The sequence below is a fragment of the Labrenzia sp. THAF82 genome (assembly GCF_009363435.1).
Classification (GTDB): domain Bacteria; phylum Pseudomonadota; class Alphaproteobacteria; order Rhizobiales; family Stappiaceae; genus Roseibium; species Roseibium porphyridii.
Genome location: NZ_CP045354.1, coordinates 1,739,520 through 1,761,547 on the forward strand (window position 1 = coordinate 1,739,520; position 22,028 = coordinate 1,761,547).

General features: G+C 55.4%; 22 protein-coding genes. 4 read left to right on the top strand and 18 right to left on the bottom strand.

Annotated features, from left to right (window positions below):
- Positions 1 to 3: 3 nt before the first annotated feature.
- The 8 genes from FIV00_RS08240 to FIV00_RS08275 form a co-directional block, all read right to left on the bottom strand.
- Entirely contained in the window at positions 4 to 294 is a 291-nt protein-coding gene (locus FIV00_RS08240; protein ID WP_152500292.1) for a UxaA family hydrolase, read from the bottom strand.
- A 10-nt stretch (positions 295 to 304) separates the two neighbouring features.
- On the bottom strand, positions 305 to 1,300 hold the full coding sequence (locus FIV00_RS08245; protein ID WP_152500293.1) for a zinc-binding dehydrogenase: 996 nt from the start codon (positions 1,298 to 1,300) through the stop codon (positions 305 to 307).
- Positions 1,297 to 2,049 (bottom strand): SDR family NAD(P)-dependent oxidoreductase, encoded by a 753-nt coding sequence (locus FIV00_RS08250; RefSeq protein WP_152500294.1) that lies wholly within the window; start codon positions 2,047 to 2,049, stop codon positions 1,297 to 1,299. The genes FIV00_RS08245 and FIV00_RS08250 overlap by 4 nt, the downstream gene beginning before the upstream one ends.
- Before the next feature lie 4 nt (positions 2,050 to 2,053).
- Positions 2,054 to 3,367, bottom strand: coding sequence for a histidinol dehydrogenase (gene hisD, locus FIV00_RS08255; RefSeq protein WP_152500295.1), 1,314 nt, complete (start codon positions 3,365 to 3,367; stop codon positions 2,054 to 2,056).
- Between the two features lie 8 nt (positions 3,368 to 3,375).
- Positions 3,376 to 4,707 (bottom strand): TRAP transporter large permease, encoded by a 1,332-nt coding sequence (locus FIV00_RS08260; protein WP_152500296.1) that lies wholly within the window; start codon positions 4,705 to 4,707, stop codon positions 3,376 to 3,378.
- 11 nt (positions 4,708 to 4,718) lie between these two features.
- Positions 4,719 to 5,234 carry a TRAP transporter small permease gene (locus FIV00_RS08265; protein WP_152500297.1) on the bottom strand — a complete coding sequence of 172 codons (516 nt, stop codon included), beginning with the start codon at positions 5,232 to 5,234 and terminating at the stop codon, positions 4,719 to 4,721.
- Between the two features lie 120 nt (positions 5,235 to 5,354).
- Positions 5,355 to 6,497 (bottom strand): TRAP transporter substrate-binding protein, encoded by a 1,143-nt coding sequence (locus FIV00_RS08270; RefSeq protein WP_152500298.1) that lies wholly within the window; start codon positions 6,495 to 6,497, stop codon positions 5,355 to 5,357.
- Between the two features lie 32 nt (positions 6,498 to 6,529).
- The gene (locus FIV00_RS08275) at positions 6,530 to 6,709 is read right to left on the bottom strand and encodes a hypothetical protein (protein ID WP_152500299.1); all 180 of its coding nucleotides are present in this window, start codon (positions 6,707 to 6,709) and stop codon (positions 6,530 to 6,532) included.
- 157 nt (positions 6,710 to 6,866) lie between these two features.
- On the opposite strand from FIV00_RS08275, the gene FIV00_RS08280 reads away from it, so the two are divergent.
- Positions 6,867 to 7,886: a LacI family DNA-binding transcriptional regulator gene (locus tag FIV00_RS08280; protein WP_152500300.1), complete on the top strand. Its 1,020-nt coding sequence runs from the start codon at positions 6,867 to 6,869 to the stop codon at positions 7,884 to 7,886.
- A 44-nt stretch (positions 7,887 to 7,930) separates the two neighbouring features.
- Here FIV00_RS08280 and FIV00_RS08285 read toward each other — a convergent pair whose 3' ends face one another.
- The 7 genes from FIV00_RS08285 to FIV00_RS08315 all read right to left on the bottom strand — a co-directional run bounded on the left by FIV00_RS08285 (position 7,931) and on the right by FIV00_RS08315 (position 16,336).
- Positions 7,931 to 10,816, bottom strand: coding sequence for an EAL domain-containing protein (locus FIV00_RS08285; protein WP_209006858.1), 2,886 nt, complete (start codon positions 10,814 to 10,816; stop codon positions 7,931 to 7,933).
- A 289-nt stretch (positions 10,817 to 11,105) separates the two neighbouring features.
- Complete coding sequence (rraA, locus tag FIV00_RS08290; RefSeq protein WP_152500302.1) at positions 11,106 to 11,579, bottom strand: ribonuclease E activity regulator RraA; 474 nt, start codon at positions 11,577 to 11,579, stop codon at positions 11,106 to 11,108.
- Positions 11,580 to 11,585: 6 nt separating this feature from the next.
- Positions 11,586 to 12,227, bottom strand: coding sequence for a 3-oxo-tetronate 4-phosphate decarboxylase (otnC, locus tag FIV00_RS08295; protein WP_152500303.1), 642 nt, complete (start codon positions 12,225 to 12,227; stop codon positions 11,586 to 11,588).
- The gene (otnK, locus tag FIV00_RS08300; protein ID WP_152500304.1) at positions 12,224 to 13,510 is read right to left on the bottom strand and encodes a 3-oxo-tetronate kinase; all 1,287 of its coding nucleotides are present in this window, start codon (positions 13,508 to 13,510) and stop codon (positions 12,224 to 12,226) included. Before otnK ends, otnC begins: the two co-directional genes overlap by 4 nt.
- Entirely contained in the window at positions 13,504 to 14,196 is a 693-nt protein-coding gene (locus tag FIV00_RS08305) for an aspartate/glutamate racemase family protein (protein WP_152500305.1), read from the bottom strand. The genes otnK and FIV00_RS08305 overlap by 7 nt, the downstream gene beginning before the upstream one ends.
- Before the next feature lie 74 nt (positions 14,197 to 14,270).
- A complete protein-coding gene (locus FIV00_RS08310) occupies positions 14,271 to 15,356 on the bottom strand; it encodes an isocitrate/isopropylmalate dehydrogenase family protein (protein ID WP_152500306.1) in 1,086 nt (361 codons plus the stop codon).
- An 86-nt stretch (positions 15,357 to 15,442) separates the two neighbouring features.
- The gene (locus FIV00_RS08315) at positions 15,443 to 16,336 is read right to left on the bottom strand and encodes a GntR family transcriptional regulator (protein ID WP_152500307.1); all 894 of its coding nucleotides are present in this window, start codon (positions 16,334 to 16,336) and stop codon (positions 15,443 to 15,445) included.
- A gap of 172 nt (positions 16,337 to 16,508) precedes the next feature.
- On the opposite strand from FIV00_RS08315, the gene FIV00_RS08320 reads away from it, so the two are divergent.
- The 3 genes from FIV00_RS08320 (at position 16,509) to FIV00_RS08330 (ending at position 19,643) form a co-directional block, all read left to right on the top strand.
- Complete coding sequence (locus FIV00_RS08320; RefSeq protein WP_173005914.1) at positions 16,509 to 17,471, top strand: tripartite tricarboxylate transporter substrate binding protein; 963 nt, start codon at positions 16,509 to 16,511, stop codon at positions 17,469 to 17,471.
- Between the two features lie 75 nt (positions 17,472 to 17,546).
- The gene (locus FIV00_RS08325; protein WP_173005915.1) at positions 17,547 to 18,074 is read left to right on the top strand and encodes a tripartite tricarboxylate transporter TctB family protein; all 528 of its coding nucleotides are present in this window, start codon (positions 17,547 to 17,549) and stop codon (positions 18,072 to 18,074) included.
- Positions 18,075 to 18,104: 30 nt separating this feature from the next.
- Positions 18,105 to 19,643: a tripartite tricarboxylate transporter permease gene (locus FIV00_RS08330; protein ID WP_152500310.1), complete on the top strand. Its 1,539-nt coding sequence runs from the start codon at positions 18,105 to 18,107 to the stop codon at positions 19,641 to 19,643.
- A 63-nt stretch (positions 19,644 to 19,706) separates the two neighbouring features.
- On the opposite strand, the gene FIV00_RS08335 is transcribed toward FIV00_RS08330, so the two are convergent.
- The 3 genes from FIV00_RS08335 to FIV00_RS08345 are packed head-to-tail and all read right to left on the bottom strand — an operon-like array spanning position 19,707 to position 22,026.
- The gene (locus tag FIV00_RS08335; RefSeq protein WP_152500311.1) at positions 19,707 to 20,273 is read right to left on the bottom strand and encodes a TetR/AcrR family transcriptional regulator; all 567 of its coding nucleotides are present in this window, start codon (positions 20,271 to 20,273) and stop codon (positions 19,707 to 19,709) included.
- Positions 20,270 to 21,343, bottom strand: coding sequence for an NAD(P)/FAD-dependent oxidoreductase (locus FIV00_RS08340; RefSeq protein WP_152500312.1), 1,074 nt, complete (start codon positions 21,341 to 21,343; stop codon positions 20,270 to 20,272). The genes FIV00_RS08335 and FIV00_RS08340 overlap by 4 nt, the downstream gene beginning before the upstream one ends.
- Positions 21,343 to 22,026 carry an SDR family NAD(P)-dependent oxidoreductase gene (locus tag FIV00_RS08345; protein WP_152500313.1) on the bottom strand — a complete coding sequence of 228 codons (684 nt, stop codon included), beginning with the start codon at positions 22,024 to 22,026 and terminating at the stop codon, positions 21,343 to 21,345. Before FIV00_RS08345 ends, FIV00_RS08340 begins: the two co-directional genes overlap by 1 nt.
- Positions 22,027 to 22,028: the final 2 nt, after the last annotated feature.

Here is a 22,028-nt window from a genome sequence, read left to right on the forward strand (position 1 = left end):
TCCTTACCAGCGCTTTGTTTTGCAGTTGTGGGTGTGGACATGTCCGCCCTTTTCGATATCGGCAATGATCTTGCCGATGTCCTCGCCGTATTTGACAGCCGTGTCTCCGTCTTTCAGATCTTTCAGTGCGATCTTGTGTCCGATGGGCACATCAGCGCCCGCGGTCAGTCGGAATGTAGAGTTGTCGTGGGTGACGCAGCACAGCATATCGGTACCGGCCGTCAGTCCTTCCACGACGACCACACCGACATTGTCGGCATGTTCATGGACAAGAAGATGGGGGATTTCAGACATGAATGTCTCCTTAGGTGTTTGGCGAAAGTAGAATTTTGGGCACCGAGATTTTGCCTGCACGCAAGTCGGCAAAGGCTGCCTGGCCTTCTGACAAAGGCCGGATTTCAACCCAGTTTAGCGCGCCTAGCCTTCCTTCGAACATCGCTTTGGCAGTCTGACGGAAGTCTTCTGCAGTGTAAGTGTAGGTGCCGATAAAGGTAATTTCCTGAAGGGTAACACGACGTATATCGAGCCCCCCGTCTGCGGATCCCAAGCCTATGTGGGCAATGACACCGCCAGGCTTTACGGACGCCGAGGCGGCTGCTCGTGTCGCGGCGTAACCGACGCCGTCTATCACCAGGTCATATTGACCGCTTGTGTCTGCCTCTTCCGGCGTCAGGACTTCAATGCCACAGGTTTTTGCGAGGAATTGACCACGGCTCTCATTCGGTTCGACCAGACGGACATCAGGCATGCCCTGAGCTCTCAAAGAAAGTGCTGCACCGAGGCCGATAGCGCCACCGCCGATCACAAGTGTTCGCGCTTCGGCAGGTTCGCAACGGAGCGCGGCGCGGGCCAACCGCACTGCGTGCCAACCACAGGCTATCGGTTCTGCCAGAGCAGCTTGTGCGTCCGATACGTGATCTGGAACGGTCACCAGATTCCGTTCCGGCATGGCAAGATAGTCTGCAAAACCGCCTTCACGCGGCGGCATTGAAATTATCTGGCGTTCCGCACACAGGTTGTCACGCCCGGATTTGCAGGCTTCGCATTTGCCGCAGGTTACCAGTGGATTGACCGTGACATGCCGACCGGACAGGGGCCCCGTCTGAACCGTTCCGGCAACTTCATGACCAAGGATCAGCGGCGCCGGCCGGCGCTCGTCATGACCCAGATAGGCGTGCATGTCGGAACCGCATATGCCGGTATGGGCGACGCGGATGAGAACTTCATCCTGCACCGGAACAGGATCGGCGACGTCCTGATAGGACTGGGCTTCTGGTCCTGTATAAACAAGCGCTTTCATTTTGCAGTAAACCCTCCATCGACCATCAGGATTTGGCCGGTCACGTAGCTGGAGGCTTCAGAACACAGGAACAACAACGGTCCGTCGATATCTTCCAGTTCGCCGTTTCGCCCGATGCAGGTTTGAGCAGCATTTCGTTCAGCTCTTTCCTTGTCACCAAAGACCGCGGCCGTCAATTCCGTTGGAAAGAAGCCAGGCCCGAGCGCGTTGGTGTTGATACCGTCTTCAGACCAGGCTTCAGCCATTGCTCTCGTCAGCTGGCCAATCCCGCCTTTTGAGGCTCCATAAGAAATACCTCCGGGAAAGGCGCGCTCGGTTTGCAATGAAGCAAAATTGACGATGCGGCCCCAGCCTTTTTCCCGCATGGCCGGGACAAAGGCTTTGCTCAAAAAGAACGGTATCGTGAGGTTGAGCGTCAAAGTGATGTCCCATCCCTCAGGGGTAACTTCGTCCGCGACCTGCCTGGTGTTGATGCCGGCTGCGTGCACCAGGATCTGAGGTGGACCGAAAGGCGTGCTCACCTCTTCGACAATCTTTGCAAGCTTGGCGCGGTCGCTGAGGTCGGCTGATACAGCCGCTGTGTGGCCGTCCGCTTCTTGTTTCCAGTTTTCCAGGTCTTCGGCTCTGCGTGCAACGCCAACCACCGACGCACCGGCGCTTGCCAGTACGGTGGCGGCTCGGCGCCCGAGGCCGGAACTTGCTCCGGTCACACAAGCAACCTTGCCGGTTACGTCGAAGAGGGCAGTCATGCGATCAGACCCCGGCATCGGCACTGAGATCGAATGTCTCGTCGGGGAAGTATTTCCGGAGCCTGATATCGGCCGTGCGTGCGTGGCCTTCCATACCCTCAAGCCTTGAAATACGAGCCGTTGCTTCCGCCACTGGCTTGGCTGCATCGCGCGTTGCGCGCTGCCATGTGACGATCTTCATGTATTTATGAACGGAAAGACCGCCGGTATAGGTCGCAGCTCCGGAGGTTGGCAGAACATGGTTTGGTCCCGACGCCTTGTCGCCAAAGGCAACGGTTGTTTCTTCACCGAGAAACAGCGATCCGTAGCAGGACAACCGTTTGAGCCACCAGTCCAGGTCCTGCGCCTGCACTGTGAGGTGTTCAGGCGCATAGAGGTCCGAAGTTGCCGCCATTTCTTCCCGGTTTTCACAAAGGATGACCTCAGCATAGTCGCGCCAGGCGGCTGTGGCATTGTCCCGGTTCACTTCCGGCAGATCGTCGATCAGTTTGGGCACGAGTGCCATCACCTTTTCGGCCAATGAACGGTCGTCCGTCACAAGCCACACGGGTGAATTGTAACCGTGTTCGGCCTGACCAACGAGATCGGCGGCCACGACTTCGGCATCGGCGGTCGCATCGGCCAGAACAAGGCTGTCTGTCGGTCCGGCGATCATGTCGATACCGACCCTGCCGAAAAGGATCCTCTTGGCTTCGGCAACAAACTGGTTGCCAGGGCCGACCAGGATGTTTGCCTTGGGCAAATCGAAGAGGCCAAAGGTCATTGCTGCAACGCCTTGTACGCCGCCCATTGCCAGGATCTTGTCAGCGCCACACACTTTGGCGGCGTAGATGATCGCAGCATTGACGCCGATGCCCGGACGCGGTGGTGAGCAAGCAATGATGTTCTTGCAGCCTGCCACCTTGGCGGTGGTGACGGTCATGATGGCGCTGGCGATATGACTGTAGCGGCCGCCGGGGATGTAGCACCCGGCAGTGTCGACCGGGATGCTCTTTTGTCCAGCGATCAAGCCAGGGATCACTTCAACCTCTATGTCCTGGCAAGTCTCACGTTGAGCTTCGGCGAAACGCTTCACGTTTTGATGCGCGAATTCGATATCCCGCTTGAGTTTTTCCGGCACTTTGGCTGATGCAGCTTCGATTGCTGCATCACTCAAAATGATGTCACCCTCATACTTGTCGAACTTGGCAGCGTATTCCAGGGCGGCGGCGTCGCCGCCCGCTTCAATCGTATCAAGGATTTCCTGCACGATTTTGGTGGTCTCGGAAGCATCGGTCTTTGATGTCAGGACCGCCTTCTTTAGATATTCAACAGTCATTTCAGACCCTACTTGTAAATGTCAGGAAGAAGCGTTGTGGAGATTGCAGGCACATAGGCGATCATCAACGTCACGATCAGCATGAAGAAGACGAACGGCACGGCCCGTGCTGCGATTTTCAGGATTGACTCGCCTGTCAGACCCGACACGACGAACAGGTTCAACCCAAGTGGAGGCGTGATGAAGCCGACACCAAGCGCGGTGATCATCATGATACAGAACTGGATCTCGTTCATGCCGATATTGTCGGCAAGCGGCTTCAGGATCGGCGCCAGGATCACGATGTTCGGTGTTGTTTCCATCACGCAGCCCGCTGCGATCAGGATACCGACCATCAGGAGTATGAGAAGCGCAGGTTCGCTTGTCAGCGATGTCACTGCATAGACAAAACCCTGAGGAACACCGAGGATCGCCAGCGCCTGTGCGAGCGGCAGCGAGAAGGCGATAATCGGAACGATGACACCGTTCACCTTCGCCGAGCTGACGAGCATTGCCGGGAAATCGGACAGTTTCAGTGTGCCAAGGACAAAGCCCATGACGATGGTGATAACCACCGCGACGGCACCGGCCTCGGTTGGTGTCAGGCGTCCGGAAAAGATACCGTAGAAGATGACGCCTGGGACGATGAACGCATACCAGCCTGACTTCAAGGCCTTGCCGAGATTGGCAGACCATTCGCTGAAGGTCATCAGACCACCGCCTTCATAGGCGTAGATCCGGTTCATCACGATGTTGGTCACCAGGATCGACAGAAGAATGGCGATGCCGGGAATGAGTGCGGCAAGGAACAGGGTCGACGCGGAAATCCCGAGAACCAGCCCGATGATGATGTAGGCGATCGAAGGCGGGATCAAAATGCCGGTACAGGCGCCAGCGGCAACCAGTGCACAGGCATAAGGGCGCGGGTACCCGCTTTCCACAAGGCGTTCGATGGTCATCCGGCCAACGGCCGCGGCACCTGCCGCATCAGATCCCGAGATTGCGGAGAACATGCCGCAGACCAGAACGGTGGCCGAGCCGAAGCCGCCTTTGGCCCAGCAGGTGAGGGCTTCCGCGACATCGAGAAACTTGCGGCTCAGACCGGTGCGAACCAGAACGTCACCCGTCAGAATGAACAGGGGAACGGCGGTCAGGGCAAAGTGGTCGATGCCGTGAAAGAGACTTTCCCCGACGAGGGAGAGCGGTAGCGCGCCTGAGATGATCAGCATTGCGATTGCCGCGGAGCCGATTGCGGCCCAGACAGGCACGGCGAGTGCAACAAGGCCGATGAAGATCAGAACCGGACCATAAAAGTCCCAGCCGAGTTCGACGGTCTGTTGTTGTAATTGTTGCCAGAGCATAGGTGCCTCCCTCAGTCGAAGAGCTTGTCGCCTTCGTAAACGGGACGTCCGTCACGAAAGTCGCGCAGATCGCGCAGGAGAGATTGAGCGAGCCGGAACAGAACCAGCGCGAACCCGAACGGAACGGCCATCAGGAACCAGACTTGCGAGATGCGCAGACCGTGGGTCACGGAGCCGAATTTTGCTGAAACGAGAACGGTTTCGAACGACCAGTAGACAGCAACCAATGCAACGGCAGCCATGACGAGATCGCCCAGGATGTAGAGCAGCGCTTTCACCTTGGGACCGACATACTGCATGATCACATCGATGCGGATGTGCCCGCGTTCCTTGACGGCCGCTGCAGCGCCTATCCAGGCAAGGTAGATGAACGAGTACCGGACAATTTCCTCACCCCAGATGGATGAGTAGGCGAACACTTCGCGCCGAACAACTTCGACGAACATGGTCAGAACAAGCATCACGTAGAAGACCAGCAACAGCCAGCGTTCTCCGTTCTTGTCCACGGCTTGAAGGACTTTCAACATGGGCACTCCTCTACCGTTCACATCAGAGGGTCCTCTGATGCGGTGGTTGTGCGGGAAAGGCTTTATTGAACAGAAAACAGGGGCCGGTGCGAAAAGGCACCGGCCCAAAGGAGCGACGTCTTAAGCGTCGTGGACGTAGTAGCGGCCCATTGTGTTTGCGGCTTCTTCCAGACGGCCAAACGCTTCCATGGAACCGGCCAGTTCGACCTTGAACTGATCCCATTCTTCGCGCTGATAGCCACCGGCTTCTTTCCATTCTCCAAGCTGATCTTCGCTCAGCGAATGGAATTCCACACCAGACTTCACCAGTTCGGACATGGCGTAGGACCGGGCAGCCGGTACCTTGGCAAGGTTCTGCTGAGCGGTGATCTCACCAGCAAATTCGATGCCTTCCTGAACGTCGGCCGGCAACGAGTTGAACCATTCAAGGTTCATGGAATAGACCTGACTGTCCGGAACGGCCTGGGTGAAGGTCACATGGCTCAAGATGTCCTTGAAGCCGAACACGTAAAGTGCACCGACTGACGGATCGAGAGCATCGGCAACCCCTTGCTTAATCGCTGAAGGTGTTTCACCCCAGGCGACGGGCGTCGGGTTTGCACCGACCATGCGGTAATATTGCTGAAGCATGGCGGACCCTGGTACGCGGAATTTCACGCCGGACAGGTCGCCAGGTGTGATCACCTTGTTTCCACCTTTGCGGATGGCAACAACACGCGGATCGATCACCACATAGAAGAGGGCTTTGAAACCCGAAGCTTCAATCTTCGGATGGACTTCCTTTTTCCAGGCATCTGATGTCACAAGATTGGTGAAGCGTTGGTTCGAGCCGCAGAAATACGGCATGTTGATCAGGTCAACTGTCGAGGCGAACGGTGCGAAATTCGACAGTGAGTGCTGCGCTGCCTGGATCGTGCCGCCCTGAACGGCCTGAGCGAGCGCTCCGCCCGCACCAAGCTGGCCGCCCGGAGCCAACTTGACATAAACCTTGCCGTTGGTTGCGTTCTGGATGTTTTCCTTAAGGTCCAGCTGCATGATGGGGTAGCTGCGCGACGCGCCGAGCAGATAGGCGGTCGCAAGCGTCATGATATGGTCTGCTGCTTTCTCGCGGGCAGCTTCCTCCTGCGCGGTCTGCGCAACGGCTTCGTCCGACCACAGCGTTCCGGCAGCACCTGCTACGACTGCTGCGGTGAAGCCGCCGGCGCTGGCCAGCTTCAAAAAGTTACGACGCTCGCGCGAGGCGAGATCTTCGGTCTTTTTCATGAATTCCTCCCTAAAACTTTATTCCGATCAAGCTATTTGCCGGCCCGCTTTATTGCTTCCTTTTTGAGGGTGGTCGCCGTGAAGGCTATTGAGACTGCTAAGAGCAGGATCATTTCACCGACATTCCCGAAAAACGGCGTTCCACCAAAAGAACCGATCGAAACGTTGATCACAAAAACGGCAAACAGGACTGCTGCCACAATCAAGAACATGATCACCTCCCAACGATGAGTTCACCCGGCTAAGGAAAAATGTAAGCGCTTACATTTTCCATTGCAAGCAGAAAAGTTATTTTCTTGGAGAGCCAAGAGTTGTAAGCAAACCCTTGGCTCCAGTGCCTTGGTCGGCACCGGCTCACGGAAATGATCAATGGACGAGACGAAGAATACCCCGACCGGCCAGGTTCCCACGCTTGCCGATGTTGCCCATGCGGCAGGTGTGTCGACCGCTACGGTGTCGCGCTGTCTCAATCTGCCTGATCAGGTTACCGAAAAGACGATGCGCCGGGTGATGGAAGCCGTTGACAGGCTGGGATATTCGCCCAATTACAGCGCGCGTGCCCTTGCTGCCAATAGAACCAACACCATTGGTGCAATCATCCCCACAATGGAAAACGCGATTTTTGCGCGCGGGCTGCAAGCGTTCCAGGAAGAACTCCATCAAAGCGGCTGCACATTGCTGGTAGCCAGTTCGTCATATGAGGAAGACCTGGAAGAAGAACAGATCAAGACCTTGACTGCGCGCGGGGCCGACGCGCTTTTGTTGATCGGGTATCATCGCAAGCCGCGCGTCTACGAGTTCCTGGAGAAACGAAAAATACCCACTCTTGTTGCATGGGCCTTTGACCCGGAGGGTTCCAGGTTGGCAGTCGGCTTTAACAACCGTGCGGCAATGCATGAGCTTGCCGACATCGTCATGGCTGCCGGTCACAAGAAGATCGGGTGCATTTCTGCCGACACGCTTTCCAATGACAGGGCGAGGGAACGCGCTCTGGGCATTCGCGACGCCATGAGTGCGGCGGGGTTGGATCCCAGCACACTTCGGATGGTTGAAACGACTTACTCCATCGAAAACGGCGAGACAGCTTTTCACGAACTCATGGCGCACCCGGAGCCACCCACTGTCGTCATGTGCGGCAATGATGTTCTTGCCGTCGGAGCGCTGCGGGCAGCCGCTGCGATGAACCTCAGAGTTCCGGAAGATGTTGCGATCACGGGGTTCGACGACATTGAGCTGGCAAGCGTTGCACCGGTCCCGTTGACGACCGTCCATGTACCTCATCGGCGTATGGGACAATTCGCGGCCCAGGCTCTATTGGACGAGTTGAATGGCAAGAAACCGGACAGCATTGAATTGCCGACGGCAATCTACCGCCGCAGCAGTTTCTGAGGCGAACGCAGTTTGACTGGATTTGTCTGGTCGCGCCGACGGCCTTAGCCGCCGCAAAGCACCCCGGATTTCAGATTGAAGAATTTCAGCAAGTCCTGATAGGGCATTGGTTTGGCAAAGTGATACCCCTGAAGCCGATCGCAGCCGAGTTTGGCAAGTATTTCGGCCTGTTCGTTTGTTTCAATGCCTTCCGCCGTGACACCCATTTCAAGTGAATGGCCAATTTCAATAATGGACCTGAGAAGGCGAAGGCCGCCGCTGCCCCCTGCTGCCAGGGCGGTGAGCCGTCGGTCGATCTTGACACGATCGGGGTTGATCCGTTGCAGAGCCACAACGGAGGCGCGGCCGCTTCCGAAATCATCGACTTCAATTGCAATTCCGAGATCGCGCAGCTGATCCAGACGGCATAGAAAGTCGTCTTGCTGTTCCTCCAGGAAGATCGTCTCCAGAAGCTCAAAGCTTATCTGACCTGAATAGGTCTGGACGTAGTGCCGGATGGCATCGATTTCGTTGTGGTTGACCCGGTTTTCGCTGACATTGAATGACAATGAAGGTGGATTGGACATACGGCCGAATGCCTGTTGGCACTCGCCAATTGCCTGCTCGAATATCAGGCGATCGATGTCTCCAGCTACATTGAGATCGGTCGCAATAGAAAGAAATGCTGCGGGAGCAAGAATGCCTTTCTCCGGATGGCGCCAGCGGGCAAGCACCTCAATGCCGACGGTCTGGCCGGATCTTGCGTCCACTTGTGGCTGATAGAATGGTTCGAATTCCAGTTGCTCAATGGCACGAAGCACGTCATCTGCCACTTCCTTGGTGCGCCGCACTTCCTCCAGATCCGACTTGTCAAAAATCCCCAGCTGGCCGCGCCCGCGGCGTTTGGCCTTGTAAAGTGCGACATCGGAATTGGTCAGAAGCTGATCAACATGGGCCAGCGGTGTGCGGGCGAGACCTATGGACGCGCCAAATCTGCATTCCTTGCCTTCAAAAAGTGTCGGGCGGGAAAGTTCCTGCAAGAGGATCTTTGCTAGTGTTTCTGGCCGGTCGTTGTCTTTGGGTACATAAATCAGGACGACAAACTCATCGCCGCCGATGCGTGCAACCACATCTGCGCTCTCGACATTGCGGCGAATACGTTCGGAGATGTCCAGCAACACCTGATCGCCGGCTGCATGCCCCATTGTGTCGTTGATGTGTTTAAATCGGTCGAGATCGATATGCAGAGCGGCTATTTCGCCACCTTTCTTGCTTCTTAGATCGACGAGCTCGTCGAATTTGAGGGAAAGGTACCGTCGATTGCCGAGACCTGTCAGGTCATCATGCAATGCCTTGTAGGTGATTTCCTGGTTCGCTTTTTCAAGCCGTTTGGAATACTGCTCGACGGCCCTGCGCTGACGCACAACTTCGGTGATGTTCAATCGCAGAACGACATATTCACCCTTTTCGGTGCGAGATCTGACCATGCGATGGTGCTGGTCATCCGCGAATTCGAAATCCTCGACACCCGGCGCAAGAAGGTCAGGCGAATAGTAGTCTTCAAGCCATTCTTCTTCTCGTCCAATGGCAGCCGGTATGAGACCTTCCATGGCGGCGTTTCGAAGAAGCACTTTCAGGTTGGTGCCCGAGGTCAAGTCATCGGGTGACTTCGTCATGGAGCGGGCATAGGCCGGGTTCCAGATCACCAGGTTGAGATCGGCATCATAGATGGCAAAGGGGTCCGGATAGGCCTTGATCGCGGATATCAGGCGATCCTGCGTGTCTTCCAGCGCCCGCCGTTGACGAACCAGCTCAGTCGTGTCCAAACGCAAAATGACGAGGTCACCATTTTCAGCCCGGGATCTCAGCAACCGATGGTGAACGTCATTCGGCAGCGCCAGGTCCTGAACCGGCTTGTCGACATCGCTCTGCTGGTGTGCATCGGACATCCACTCTTCTTCGCGGCCGATTGCGTCGGCAATTTTTCCGGCTCGAATGGCGATCCGGCCAACTGTCGTGCGGTGCATTCCAACTTTCAAATCGTCGTGGTTATTCGACATCGATGCACGATAGGCATCGTTGCAGACAACCAGACAGTCGTTGGAATCATAAATCACGAAAGGCGAGGGATAGGCATTGAGTGCTGCCAACAGTCGTTCCTGGGCGGCCTCGGCGGTTCGCTTTTGCCGGACGAGCTCGGTCGAATTCAGCCGAATGATCACATAGTCGCCGTTGGAAGACCGTGACCTCAAAAGACGATGATGAACGTCGCCTTTCAACTCGACATCTTCAATTTCCCTGTCCAGGGTGTCAGAAGACAAAATGCGGTTGACCCATTCGTCTTCCTGGCCAATTGCCTCCGGGTAACGTCCGTATTTGATGGCCAGTCGCAGCACATCCTTCAGGTGCGTTCCGGCAACGAGTTCGTTGGGATCGTCCGTGATGGCGGCAGCATAGCCATCGTTCCAGTACACCAGGCTGAGATTGGTATCATAGATGACGATTGGATCAGGATAGGCATTCAACGCGGAAACGAGGCGTTGCTGCTCCTTGATTGCACCATCCCGTTCCCTCTGAAATTGATCTGCAAGATCCGCGGCGCTTTCTGTCTCAACCTGAGGCCTGAAGGTCGCGCATAGATGCCACGCATCAGCATTAGCAACTTCTTTGAAGAAGAAGGAGATGCTCACCCAGATGCTGGTGTTGCCAGGACGAAGGAGCTTTGCCTTCAACGTGAATTTCTGATGGCCCTTCTCAAGCGCCTGAGCGACGCTGTTCTGAATGCTGACCTGTGGGCTGTCGCCAAAGAGTTCATCCATGGACATGCTAAGCAGGTCTTCCTGCTCATGTCCGGTCAACTCTGAAAAGGCGGTGTTTGCATAGATCAAGCGCGGTGCTGGTGCACCTGAAGCAACGAGCCCGACAGCGATCGCGTCGCTTGTCAGATCCATAAAACTACTTTTAAGCGCCTCGATACTCATACAGGCCTCGTTACCCAGTATTTGACCGTAATACGCCTGGGTTAGGCAAACATAAACAAACAACAATAATGAAAAGTATCGTAAATGTCGGTTTGTTATCGGGGAAAGGCACAGTTTTTATTGCAGTTTTAAATTGGCTGTACAGAACTGTGCAACCATTGTCTCTGCGTCAATTGAAAGTGGCGATCGTAGCAAGAATTGTCGGACGCCCGGTCGTGGACCTCGTTGCGTGCACTCATTTTCACAAGTGGAAGCGCTGTCAGATCAGACGTCTTTCACTTATAAGAACGCCGTCTGCGTCGGCATAGACCCAATTGCCAGGCCGCAATTCAACACCGCCGAAGTGAATGTCTTCCCCGGCTTTGCCCCAACCGTCCTTGGCGCTCTTGATCGGTGAGGTGGCGAGCGCATAGACCAGAATATCCATTTGATCGATCTCGACACTATCTCGAATGGCGGCGTTTAGCACCAGTCCCGCCCAACCGTTCTTCAAAGCGAGGCAAGCAAGCATGTCGCCCAGCAGGGCAACGCGCGTTGAGCCGCCACCGTCCACGACGAGCACCCGTCCATTGCCAGGAGATTCCAATTCCTTTCGGACGACTGAATTGTCCTCAAAACACTTTATCGTCTGGATCGGGCCTGCAAAATGGGCGCGGCTTCCAAAGCGTCTGAAAGGTAAGTGGACAAGCGAGAGAACATCCGCGTGGTCATCGATCAGGTCAGCGGTTTTCATGGGTCCTCACATATTGCCGTATTTCACGCGCAGCGCTGCGACGTCGTTTTCTTGCAGCGTCCTGTATGGTGCATCCTGCAAAGCACAAACCAATTTGGCCGTCTCTTCAAGTTCCTCTGCGGCGCAAACCGCTGAAAAAAGATCTTTTCCTGAAACGACGGGGCCATGATTTGCGAGCAGCACAGCGCTGCACGAGCCATTCAAGCTGCGTATCAGATCGCCTGCGGCAGGATCGCCCGGCATGACATAAGGCAACTGCCTGACAGTCCCGACCCGCATCACCACATAGGGGGTAAGGGGAGGGATGCAGTCCGATGGGTCGGTGTCCTGCCTGCAAGAGAGCGCCGTTGCCCATGTGGAATGAAGATGGACCACAGCCCGGGCCTCAGGTCTCGTTTCATAGAAAGCCTGATGCAGGAAGACCTCCTTGCTGGGCATGTCGCCGGCAACGTGTCGGCCCGCAGGATCAAGCTTCGCAATTCGCTGCGGTTCAATGTCCCCAAGCCTTGAATTTGTCGGTGTGATGAGGATACCGTCCGGAACACGCGCGGAAACATTTCCGGCAGTTCCGACGCTGAAACCACGTTGGAACAATGAGCGACAAAGCACGGACATCTGACCGCGTAGCGCTTCTTCCAAGGGGCTCATGCTGTTCCCTTCATCATGTCCAGGGCCTTTTTGAAGAAATTGCGCGCACCGAAATTTCCCGACTTCAAGGCCAGGCAAATGGGCTTTGAGGTGTCGAGGTGCAGTATGGGAACTCCGGGATCAATCTCGATACCGATATGCATCGCTTCAACAGAACTGTGGTGACAAAGGGCCTTTGCGACAGAGCCGGAGGTTTCGCCACCCGCCACAACGATCCGCGTGAAACCCAGATCGATCAGTTTCGTTGCGGTTTCGGCAAAGAGCTGTTCAAGGGCTTCTGCTACCCGTGCGACGCCGTAGTCTTCCTGAATTTGTGCAACAATTTCCGGAGCGCTTGAAGAATAAACAAGCGGTGCGTCTTGCCGATGTTTCGTGAAGAACTCAACGAGCGCCGCACTATCCAGTGAGCCGCTCAGGACAGATGGCACATCGATATCAAGAACCGGATGATTTTCGGCATGAGCTTCAATTTGCTGCCGCGTTGCGCCCGAACAGGAGCCGGCAAGAATTGCGCCATCGCCCATATTCGAAAGGACAGTGGATTTGGTCGGTTGAGGTAAGCCTTTTTTGAAGAAATTTCGCGGCAAACCCATCGCAATCCCGGACCCACCTGTCAGCAATCTGGCTCCCTGAAATGCGGCTCCCAAGGCGATCAGATCGTTGTCGGAAATTGCGTCTGCAACCAGGAAAGTCTTCTCAGTTGTCTGGGTGTCGCTTGATATGCTTCTTGGTGCAAATCGACCTTCGTGAAGTTCGCCCACCGGAAGATGCGAAACACGCCACGCCGTTTGTTTTTGCAGCCATCTGCGAATGTCAGGATCCGTCATCGGAGTAAGTGGGTGATGCTGCATGCCACTCTCGTTCAGGAGCCTGTCATGAACAAACAGGTGTCCCTGATAGACATTGCGGCCAGCGCCTGGAAAGGCAGGGCAGACAAGGACGTTATTCTCATCCATTGCAATCGCAAGCGCTTCGGCCACAGGCCCGATATTTCCTGTCGGGGTGGAATCGAAAGTGGAACAATATTTGAAGATGATTTGCGAGCAGCCCTGGCTTTGCAACCAATCAAGCGCAGCGAGGCTTTCTGAAATAGCGTCATTGACCGGTGATGTCCGACTCTTTAGCGCGATCACACCGGCCTGAATGTCGCTGTTGGCTGAGGTGGCAGGAACACCGCAATACTGAGCTGTGAGCAATCCACCTTCCGGCGCGACACCCTTGGAGAGAGTGTTCGCAATGTCGCTGGCGCCGGTGAAGTCGTCCGCAATTACACCAATCAGCATGACTGAACCGCCTTTTGCTGCATGACTTCTATTCGGCTTCGTAAATCCGCCAGTGCAGATTCCGGGCTGGTGAGTACAGGCGTTTTTGTCACCCGTCGCGATGGCTCGGCTGCACTCGCCATTGAAAACTGCGCCAAAAGGATTGCGTCAAAACCGTCGAGAAGTTGGGTGCAGTCACGGATCATTCGATCATGTTCGGCGATGTCTCCAGATCGCTTTGCATCCAAAGCGTTTGCGCAAAACACACTGGTTAGCGATGCGCTCGAGCCACTCCCTTTTGCTAACCGCTGAAATTCAGCTTCCATGCCGGTAGCCGCCGGCTCAAATGTGTAAATCATGGCCAGGCGTTCTCCGTATGAAAGAGCGTCGCGAAACATTGCCTCGTTCGGTTTCAAGACCGGCAAGGGAGTGCGCTGCGCCACTTCCTCGATCGCATCGCCGAAGGATGAACAGGTGAAGAGAATGCCGTCGATATTCAACGTGCGCGCATAGTCCGTGAGGTCGGCAATTCTTGAATGTAGCGTCGCGGTAAGGCCGCCAGCCTCCTTCAGGTCGCTTTCGAGACTATCGTCCAGGAGAGAGGCTGTTCGGACTTCGGGCCAGAGCCGTTTTGCCGTGTTTTCAATCGGATCGATGGCAAGGCGTGTTGCGTGAATGAAGGCGATTTTGGGTCTCTCGGTGACCATTTGCATCTCCGTTGGGGCGGCGGTCTGTCGCGCGACCGCCGCCTTGCTGCAGGCACGTCATCTTGGGAGGATGATCAAGCTGCGAGACTGAGGTCTGAGACGGTTGACGCCACCAGTTGGCCGAAAGCGTCGGTGTCAATGGAGCCGCCAATGTCGCGAGTGCGGTTCTGAGGTACGTCAATTACACGGTCGACTGCTTCTGAAATTGCCGCGCCTGCCTCCATAAGCTTTGAGACACCACGCCGTTCTCCGAGCCAACTCAGCATCATGGCTGCGGAAAGGATAAGCGAGGTCGGGTTTGCGATATTCTTTCCGGCGATATCAGGCGCTGAACCATGCTGGGCCTGTGCACAACAAAGCCCTGTTTCAGCGTTGGCATTGATGGAACCTGCCAAGCCAAGTGATCCTGAAAGCTCAGATGCGAGGTCGGAGAGGATATCTCCGTAAAAGTTGGTCGCAACAACGACATCATAGTTCTGCGGCTGCCGGACGAGCAGGGCGGCAAAGGCGTCGACGATCAGTTCTTCAGTTTGAACACCCGGGAACTCTTTGGCTACTTGCCGGAAGCATTCCAGAAAAAGACCGTCAGTCATGAGAAAGGAATTGGCTTTGTGGATTGCCGCGACTTTCTTGTCGCGTTGCATAGCGAGTTTGAATGCCTCGCGGCAGATCCTCAGCGAGCCCTGTCGCGTTATCTTGCGAATTGACAGGGCCATATCGGGATCCGGCATCATCTCGCCGACACCCTTGTACATGTTGCGATCGGGGTAGAAGCCCTCTGTTGCCTCCCGCATGATGACAAGATCCATGCCGGGCGCTTTGTTGGGCAAGAAGTCCCTCGAGCGGGCGGGGCGCACATTGGCATAAAGGTCCAGCCCGATCCTGAACCCGGCTGAGACGTTGCGACCGCCTTCGGCAACTGGCGGATAGTCCATGTGGGATTGAGTGCCCAGGATAACACCGTCAAACTGGGTGCGCGCGCGATCCAGAACGTCTTCTCGCAGCGTTGTGCCATGAGCCTTCAGGCTTTCGAAACCCGAAGCTTCTTCTTGGAATGAAATGCCAAGGTCAAATTTCTGGTTTGCTGCTCTGACCACATCGAGCGTGGCTCCCATTATTTCCGGTCCGATCCCATCACAGGGCAAAACCATCAAACGCATGTCTTTCCTCCAATCAGGCAGGTTCAATTTCTGTCTGATTGGTTTTTATAGCTATAAAATGCAAAAATGCAATCCGGAAAGTGACTCTAGTTTTTTGTTCTGAGCAGTTCCGACTTTCCTTTGAGGGCGCCGCCAAGGTGGTGGCGCATGGCATAGGATGCCTCCGCGATCTCTGCGCGTTCCAGATGACCTATGATTTCCAAGTGGCCATTGGTCTGTTCGACAAAGCGGTCCCGGCTGACCACGGCCTTGTATTCCAGCAGTCGGCGCATCTGATTGACGCGCACAAGTGCCATGTGGAAATGCGGGTTGCCGGAGAACTTGATGAGTTCCTCGTGAAAACGCGCACCGACTGACAAAAGGTGCTCGACACTGTTGTTCTCAATCTCGTGGTCCAGCAGGCGTTGTTGTTCATCTTTGAGAGATGCGAGTATCTTCCAGTCAACGCTGTAGTCAGGGTCAAGCATTGCTGCGGGCTCAATCGCCATTCGAAAATGATAAATCTTGTCAAATGCTTCAGGGGTTTTGGCGACATCTAGAAACCGCCAGCCGTATCCGGGTTTTCTTTCGACCCAACCCTCGCGGACAGCACGGACCAGAATATCCTGGAGACGTCCTCGCGAGAGATCATATTTTTCACGAAGGTATTGTTCAGTCACCTCGTCTGGCAACCGATCCGTTCGCCAGTCCTCAGCTATTCGCAGGTAAACGGACGAGTCGTCCGGTGCCATAGCTTTCAGAATATCCGCAGAGGCTGGCTTGGGCTCAGTTTCCGAAACAAAATAGCCGCGATTGGTGCGTTTTTCGACAAGGCCGGCCTTTTCCAGCATTTCCAACGCTTCGCGAACCGGTGAGCGGGACACGCCGAATTCGTCAGCAACATTCTGTGCGCTGATATGTGCGCCGGCGCCTAAAGACCTGGACGTGATCTTCTGGGAAAGTCCATGGGCCACTTTTGCGGCTAGTTGATTGGTTTTCATTGCGTTCTTCTAGTCCGATCACTGAGGCTGATGGTCACTTTCACGTCTGAAATAAAGCCATAAATCCAAACTTAACGCAATGATTGGTTTTTTTTTGATTGACATCCAATTTGACTTCCTCTTTATTGCACGTATTCAGCAAAAAATGCAAATTGATCTAAGGGAGGAAGCCATGATCATGCGTTCCACGATTGCTGCCGCTGCGACGGCGGTTATTGTTGCTGCTTCGGGAGTGACGGCATTCGCAGCCGACTATCCGCAAGAGCGGTTGACCTACACAGTTGCGTTCGGGCCGGGAGGCGGCAACGACCGAATGTCGCGCACGATTGTCGATATCTTGAACAAGTACGACCTTTATCCGAACGACATCGTGGTGGAGAACCGCGAAGGTGGGAGTGGAGCGGTTGGCTTCAGCTACGTGAAGCGCCAGGCTGGCAATCCCTATTCCGCGACATCAACCAGCGGAAACTTTCTCGGCACGCCTTTGGTTGCCGATACCGACTGGACCTACAAGGACTTCACGCCTGTTGGGCTTCTTGCAAGCGATGCAATGTTTCTGGTTGTGCGCAGCGACTCCGATTTCAAGAACCTCGACGATGTTGTTAAGGCGGCTAAGGAAGTTCGCTTCACGATTGCAGGCAGCGGATCTGCCGGCCCTGAGCGGGTAACCGCCAGCCTCTTTGCTAATGCCGCTGATATTGAATACGAATATGTGCCGATCGGATCTGGAGGTGAGCTGGTCACGGCATTGACCTCGGGCAGTGTCGACGCGGTCGTTGCCAATCCCTCCGAAGTTGCCGGGCAGATCGATGCGGGAACGTTCACGGCACTCGCATTTTCAGATTCCGCACGCAGCACGAACCACCCCGATATCCCGACATTCAGAGAACTTGGCTATGATTTCGATTTCTCGTTGCCGCGCGGCGTGGTGCTGGCACCCGATCTCGATCCGTCTGTCCAGGAATGGTGGGTTGCCACATTGAAAGAGGCAGTTTCAAAGCCGGAATGGCAGGACTATCTCGTGAAGAACGGCATGTCAGGCAATCCGATTTGGGGTGCGGAATTCGGAACTTATCTGGAAGCCACCAGCGCAAAGTATGAAGCCGTCCTGAAGGAAATTGGCGCGATCAACTGATCTGCGCTTCCAACGCGCATGGGCTGGAATTGTTGCCTTGCCCATGCGTCCTTCAAGTGTGAGCGAGAAATCAAGATGAAGAAGTGGTTTGCCGGGGCACTGCTTTTGGTTGCCCTGGGTTACACGATTTACGGCACATCGACCCTGACGCTCTATACTCAGTCTGGTCGTCCGGCGGCAGGATTCTTCCCCCTCATGATCGGCTTGTTGCTGGTCGTGTCCTGCTCGATAAACCTCTGGTTTGATATCAGGGAGTGGTTCCAGGAGCGTACATCAGGAAGCGGTCATACACACCAACCGGAACCGGCTGCAGAAGGTACGGCTGAAGCCTTGGGCCTAGACACTCACACTATCGATGGCGGGCAGGAACATGCCCGGGATGTTGTGATCGTCTTCGCTTATATCTGCGGCTTCGTGGCGGCGCTCAAGATAGTTGGCGCTCTTTTGGCGATGGTAGCCTTCATGCTGGCATTCCTCTTCACATTCGATCGGTCCAGGCCAGTCACCAACATCCTCTACAGTCTTGCGCTGCCAGGTTTCCTGTACTGGCTTTTCAAGATCCTTCTGAATGCCTCTCTGCCTCTGAGCCCACTGGGCTTTTGATCAAGACACGCCGTCAATCGAGTGCGATCCATGTTCAGCGAAGTTATCTCCAACCTTTCTCTCGGCCTCAGCATCGCAGCTTCACCTGAAGGGCTGCTGTTTCTTCTGCTTGGCGCTTTTGTCGGCATGATTGTCGGCCTGTTCCCGGGCTTTGGTCCGGCAGCTGGCATTGCTGTACTCTTGCCCCTTACATTCGGTCTTGATCCGACCACGGCCATCATCATGCTCGCCGGCATTTATTATGGTTCGATGTATGGCGGTACCATCACGTCGATCCTGATCAATACGCCCGGTGAATCGGCAACCGTTGCCTCGACGCTCGATGGCTATCCGCTGGCGCAAAAGGGACGCGCTGGCCCGGCTCTTGTGATGCAGGCGATCGCCTCCTTCTTCGGGGGCACCATCGGTGTGCTTCTGATCACGGCTCTTGCGCCGTCGTTGGCGAACTTCGCTTCCAAGTTCGGTCCGTCGGAATACTTCCTGATCATTGCCATCGGGTTGCTCATGCTGACAACCATGATGGGCGACAACAAATTCAAGGGGTTCATTTCCGCCCTGATCGGATTTGCGGTTGGCAGTGTTGGCGTCGACGTGATGAGCGGGCAGCAGCGGTTCACTTTCGGCTCACCGGAATTGATCGGCGGTGTCTATTTCGTTGCCGTTGCGATTGGTCTCTTTGGTATCGGTGAACTCTTGCACTGTATCTTGAACGGCCAACATCGTCAGCCGGCTGAAAAGCTGCGCATCAGTTTCCGTGACAAGGAATTCTGGCCGACACGCAAGGATTACGCTGAATCCAAATTCACGTTTTTTCGCGGTTCAGCCATTGGTTTTCTGGCGGGTGTGCTGCCGGGATCGGGTGCAACACTCGGGTCAATCATCGGCTATTCGGTGGAAAAGAAAGTCGCCAAGGACCCCGAGAATTTCGGCAAAGGCGAAATGCGCGGTCTGGTGGCACCTGAAGCGGCCAACAATGCGGCTTCAGCCGGTGCCATGGTTCCCTTGTTGTCGTTAGGTATTCCAGGGTCCGGCGCGACGGCAGTATTGCTCGGTGCCTTCATGATGTGGGGGCTGCAGCCCGGGCCGCTGCTGATCGTCAATGACCCGGGGTTTGTGTGGGGTCTGATTGCCAGTATGTATCTCGGCAACATGTTCCTGATCGCCCTCAGCATTTTTGCGATACCGCTGTTCGTGAAGTTTCTGGATATCCCCTATCTTCACGTTGTTCCCGTTATCGTCCTTTTGTGTGTGATCGGTGCTTTTGCGATCAATGCAAGTATCGTGGAGACATGGATACTTGTCTTCAGCGGTGCCGTCGGCTTTGCCATGAAAAAGTTCGGGTATTCGCCAGCTGCGACGGTTCTGGCACTGGTGCTGGGATCCATGGCTGAAGAAACGTTTCTCCAGTCCTACATCATTTCGCAAGGCACATTGAGTGTGTTCTGGGAACGTCCCGTGTCACTGGTTCTGAGTATCATTTTGCTCTGTATCGTGCTTGCACCGTTGATCTTCAAACTGGGGCAGCGCTTTTTCGGAAAATCGGTAAAGCATTTGGCGCACCAGAAATAGACGGCTGCGAGCGCCGACGCATTTTTTGGGTGTGCCCTCAAAACTGGAGTGTCGCTGACCGCCTCAGCTCAGCCGTCCCAGCAAAAGGGCAAGCGCATTGTCGAAGACGGCAGGTTCTTCTTGCGCACGCGCACTGAGTTGAGCGCCTTCCATCAACGACAGCGCTGCCTGGGCTTCCTTGCGCGGATCCTGAACATTTGAAATTGAACCATCGCCGCGTCCCCTTTCAAAGATCCGGGTCAGCACATTGAGTACCATTTTCCTGAATTCCGTGATCTCGCCGATCGCCGCCGGCGAAAGGCTTTCCCGGCTGCCGATGAAGGCAACACACAGACACAGGCTGTCGCCCTCGCTCATCGCAAGACGATAGATCTCAATGAGTTTGGATAGCTGCTCTGCCGCCTTCAAGGATGACCCTTCAATCTCTTCGCAAGCAGATTGCAGCGTTTCCCGGTAGCGCTTCATCAAGGCTGCGGACAGTTCAGCCTTGGTTGCAAAGTGGTAGTGAATGCTTGCCTTGCGGATGCCGACGTCCTCGGACAGATCAGCGTAGCTGAACCCGTCAAATCCACGGCTTCTGACGGCTCGCTCCGCAGCATCCAGAAGTGCCGTTTTCGTATCCTTTGTCATGCATCCACCTGTGCTTCCTGCAGGATTTTATGCAACACATTCTCAGAGGCTTCCAGAGCTCCTTCCAGATAGCCCCCAAATTGGCTCGCAACTTCCGTTCCCCCGAAAAGCAGACGGTTGTCCCAAAGATCCGTCATCGCTTCGGGCAGGCCGTAACGGGGGTGGGCATATTGTGGTTGAAGGTCCAGTGCAGTCGCTGTCAAAGGGTCGAAAGCCCAGTCCTTTATGAGGAGTGCTTTGGGCTCCGCGGCACGGGGTCCAAACAGTCTTGCAAGTTGAGCGATCACTGCGCTGCGCAAACGTTTTTCATCTTTCCTGTCGTCGGGGCGAACACCAATGAACCCGAAAAGCGCATAGGGACCGGTTGCCTCAGGTGAGGCGTCGTGAATTTCCACCATCGGGCCCACTCGGCTCATTGCATCGCCGGAAAGACCTGAGTTGCGCCAGAAAGGATCGTCATAAACGGCGACAGCTTTTGCTTGGCCGGCCATCCAGGTGGCAATGTCTGACATTGCTGATACAGCAGCCTCTGAAAGAGGAGGTGAGAACGCGATCTGTTCAGCTGCGAGCCGCGGCGGCAAGGCAAGAACAACGCGTCTTGCCTTCAGGTTCTCGCCGTTTTGCGTGGTTGCCATAATGTGGTCCGCTCTTGCGTCAAGCGCGACCACCTTGGACGCCAGTTTCAGGTTCGTTTCCGGCAGACGCCTTTGAAGTGACGATATCAGTCTGCCAAGACCTCCTTTCAGCCGATAGGAGCCTTGCATGGACGCGAAGCCTTGACCCCTTTGAACGTTGCCACGTTCATCTTCGAAGGTCAGGTCGCCAGTTGCATACTGTTCGAATTTTTCCAGTCCGAGTTGGTCGATGAGGGCAGCAATGCGTGGCTGGCCAGGCCAGAACCAGGCGGGACCGAGATCAAAGCGCTCGCGGTCGATTTCGTCAGAACGGATTCGGCCGCCAAATCGTTTTCTGGCGTCCAGCACAAGATAGGTTTGCCCCTTGGCTTCAAGGTGTGCTGCAAGGCTGAGCCCTGCGAGACCTCCCCCGACGATGAGTGTTTCCGTCAACATCAAAAGCCCTCGGTGGCGGGTCTGAGATCCAGCTCATGTGTCCAGGCGGATTTGGGTTGATGCGCGAGTTGCCAATAGCTTTCGGCAATGTCGACTGGCCGGATCATTTTCACAGGATCAAGCGCGTGCAAAGCGCGCGACCGCGGTGTGTCGATGATGCCGTCCAAAATGACATGAGAGACATGGATTCCGGCAGGTTGAAACTCGCGTGCCAAGGATTGGCTCAGGCCTCTTAGGGCAAATTTCGCAGAGGCAAACGCTGAAAAGCGTGCGCCGCCCCGAAGTGAGGCCGTCGCGCCAGATACGATAAAAGTGCCACCGCCGGCCGCGATCATTGGCTGGATCACTGACTGGGCGAGCAGTACCGCACTTTGAACCATCGACGCCCAGGTACTTTGGTGGTCGCCAAGAGACGTTTCCAAAAAGGGAGAGATGACGAGTTCCGCGGTGTTGTGGATCACAACTTTGGGAGCTTCATGCGCCTTGATAAGGTCCGCAATCGCATCCGGTACCGAAGTTTCATCGGCCAGGTCGAGTGTTTGAAACCGACCGGAAACCGCTTCAGGTTTGGTTCTGCCCAAGCCGACAACCTGGTATCCGCCGTTCTCAAAGCGCGCTGCAAGTGCCTGGCCAAGACCTGCGCCTGCACCTGCGACAATGGCAAGGGGTCTTTCAGAGTTCATTC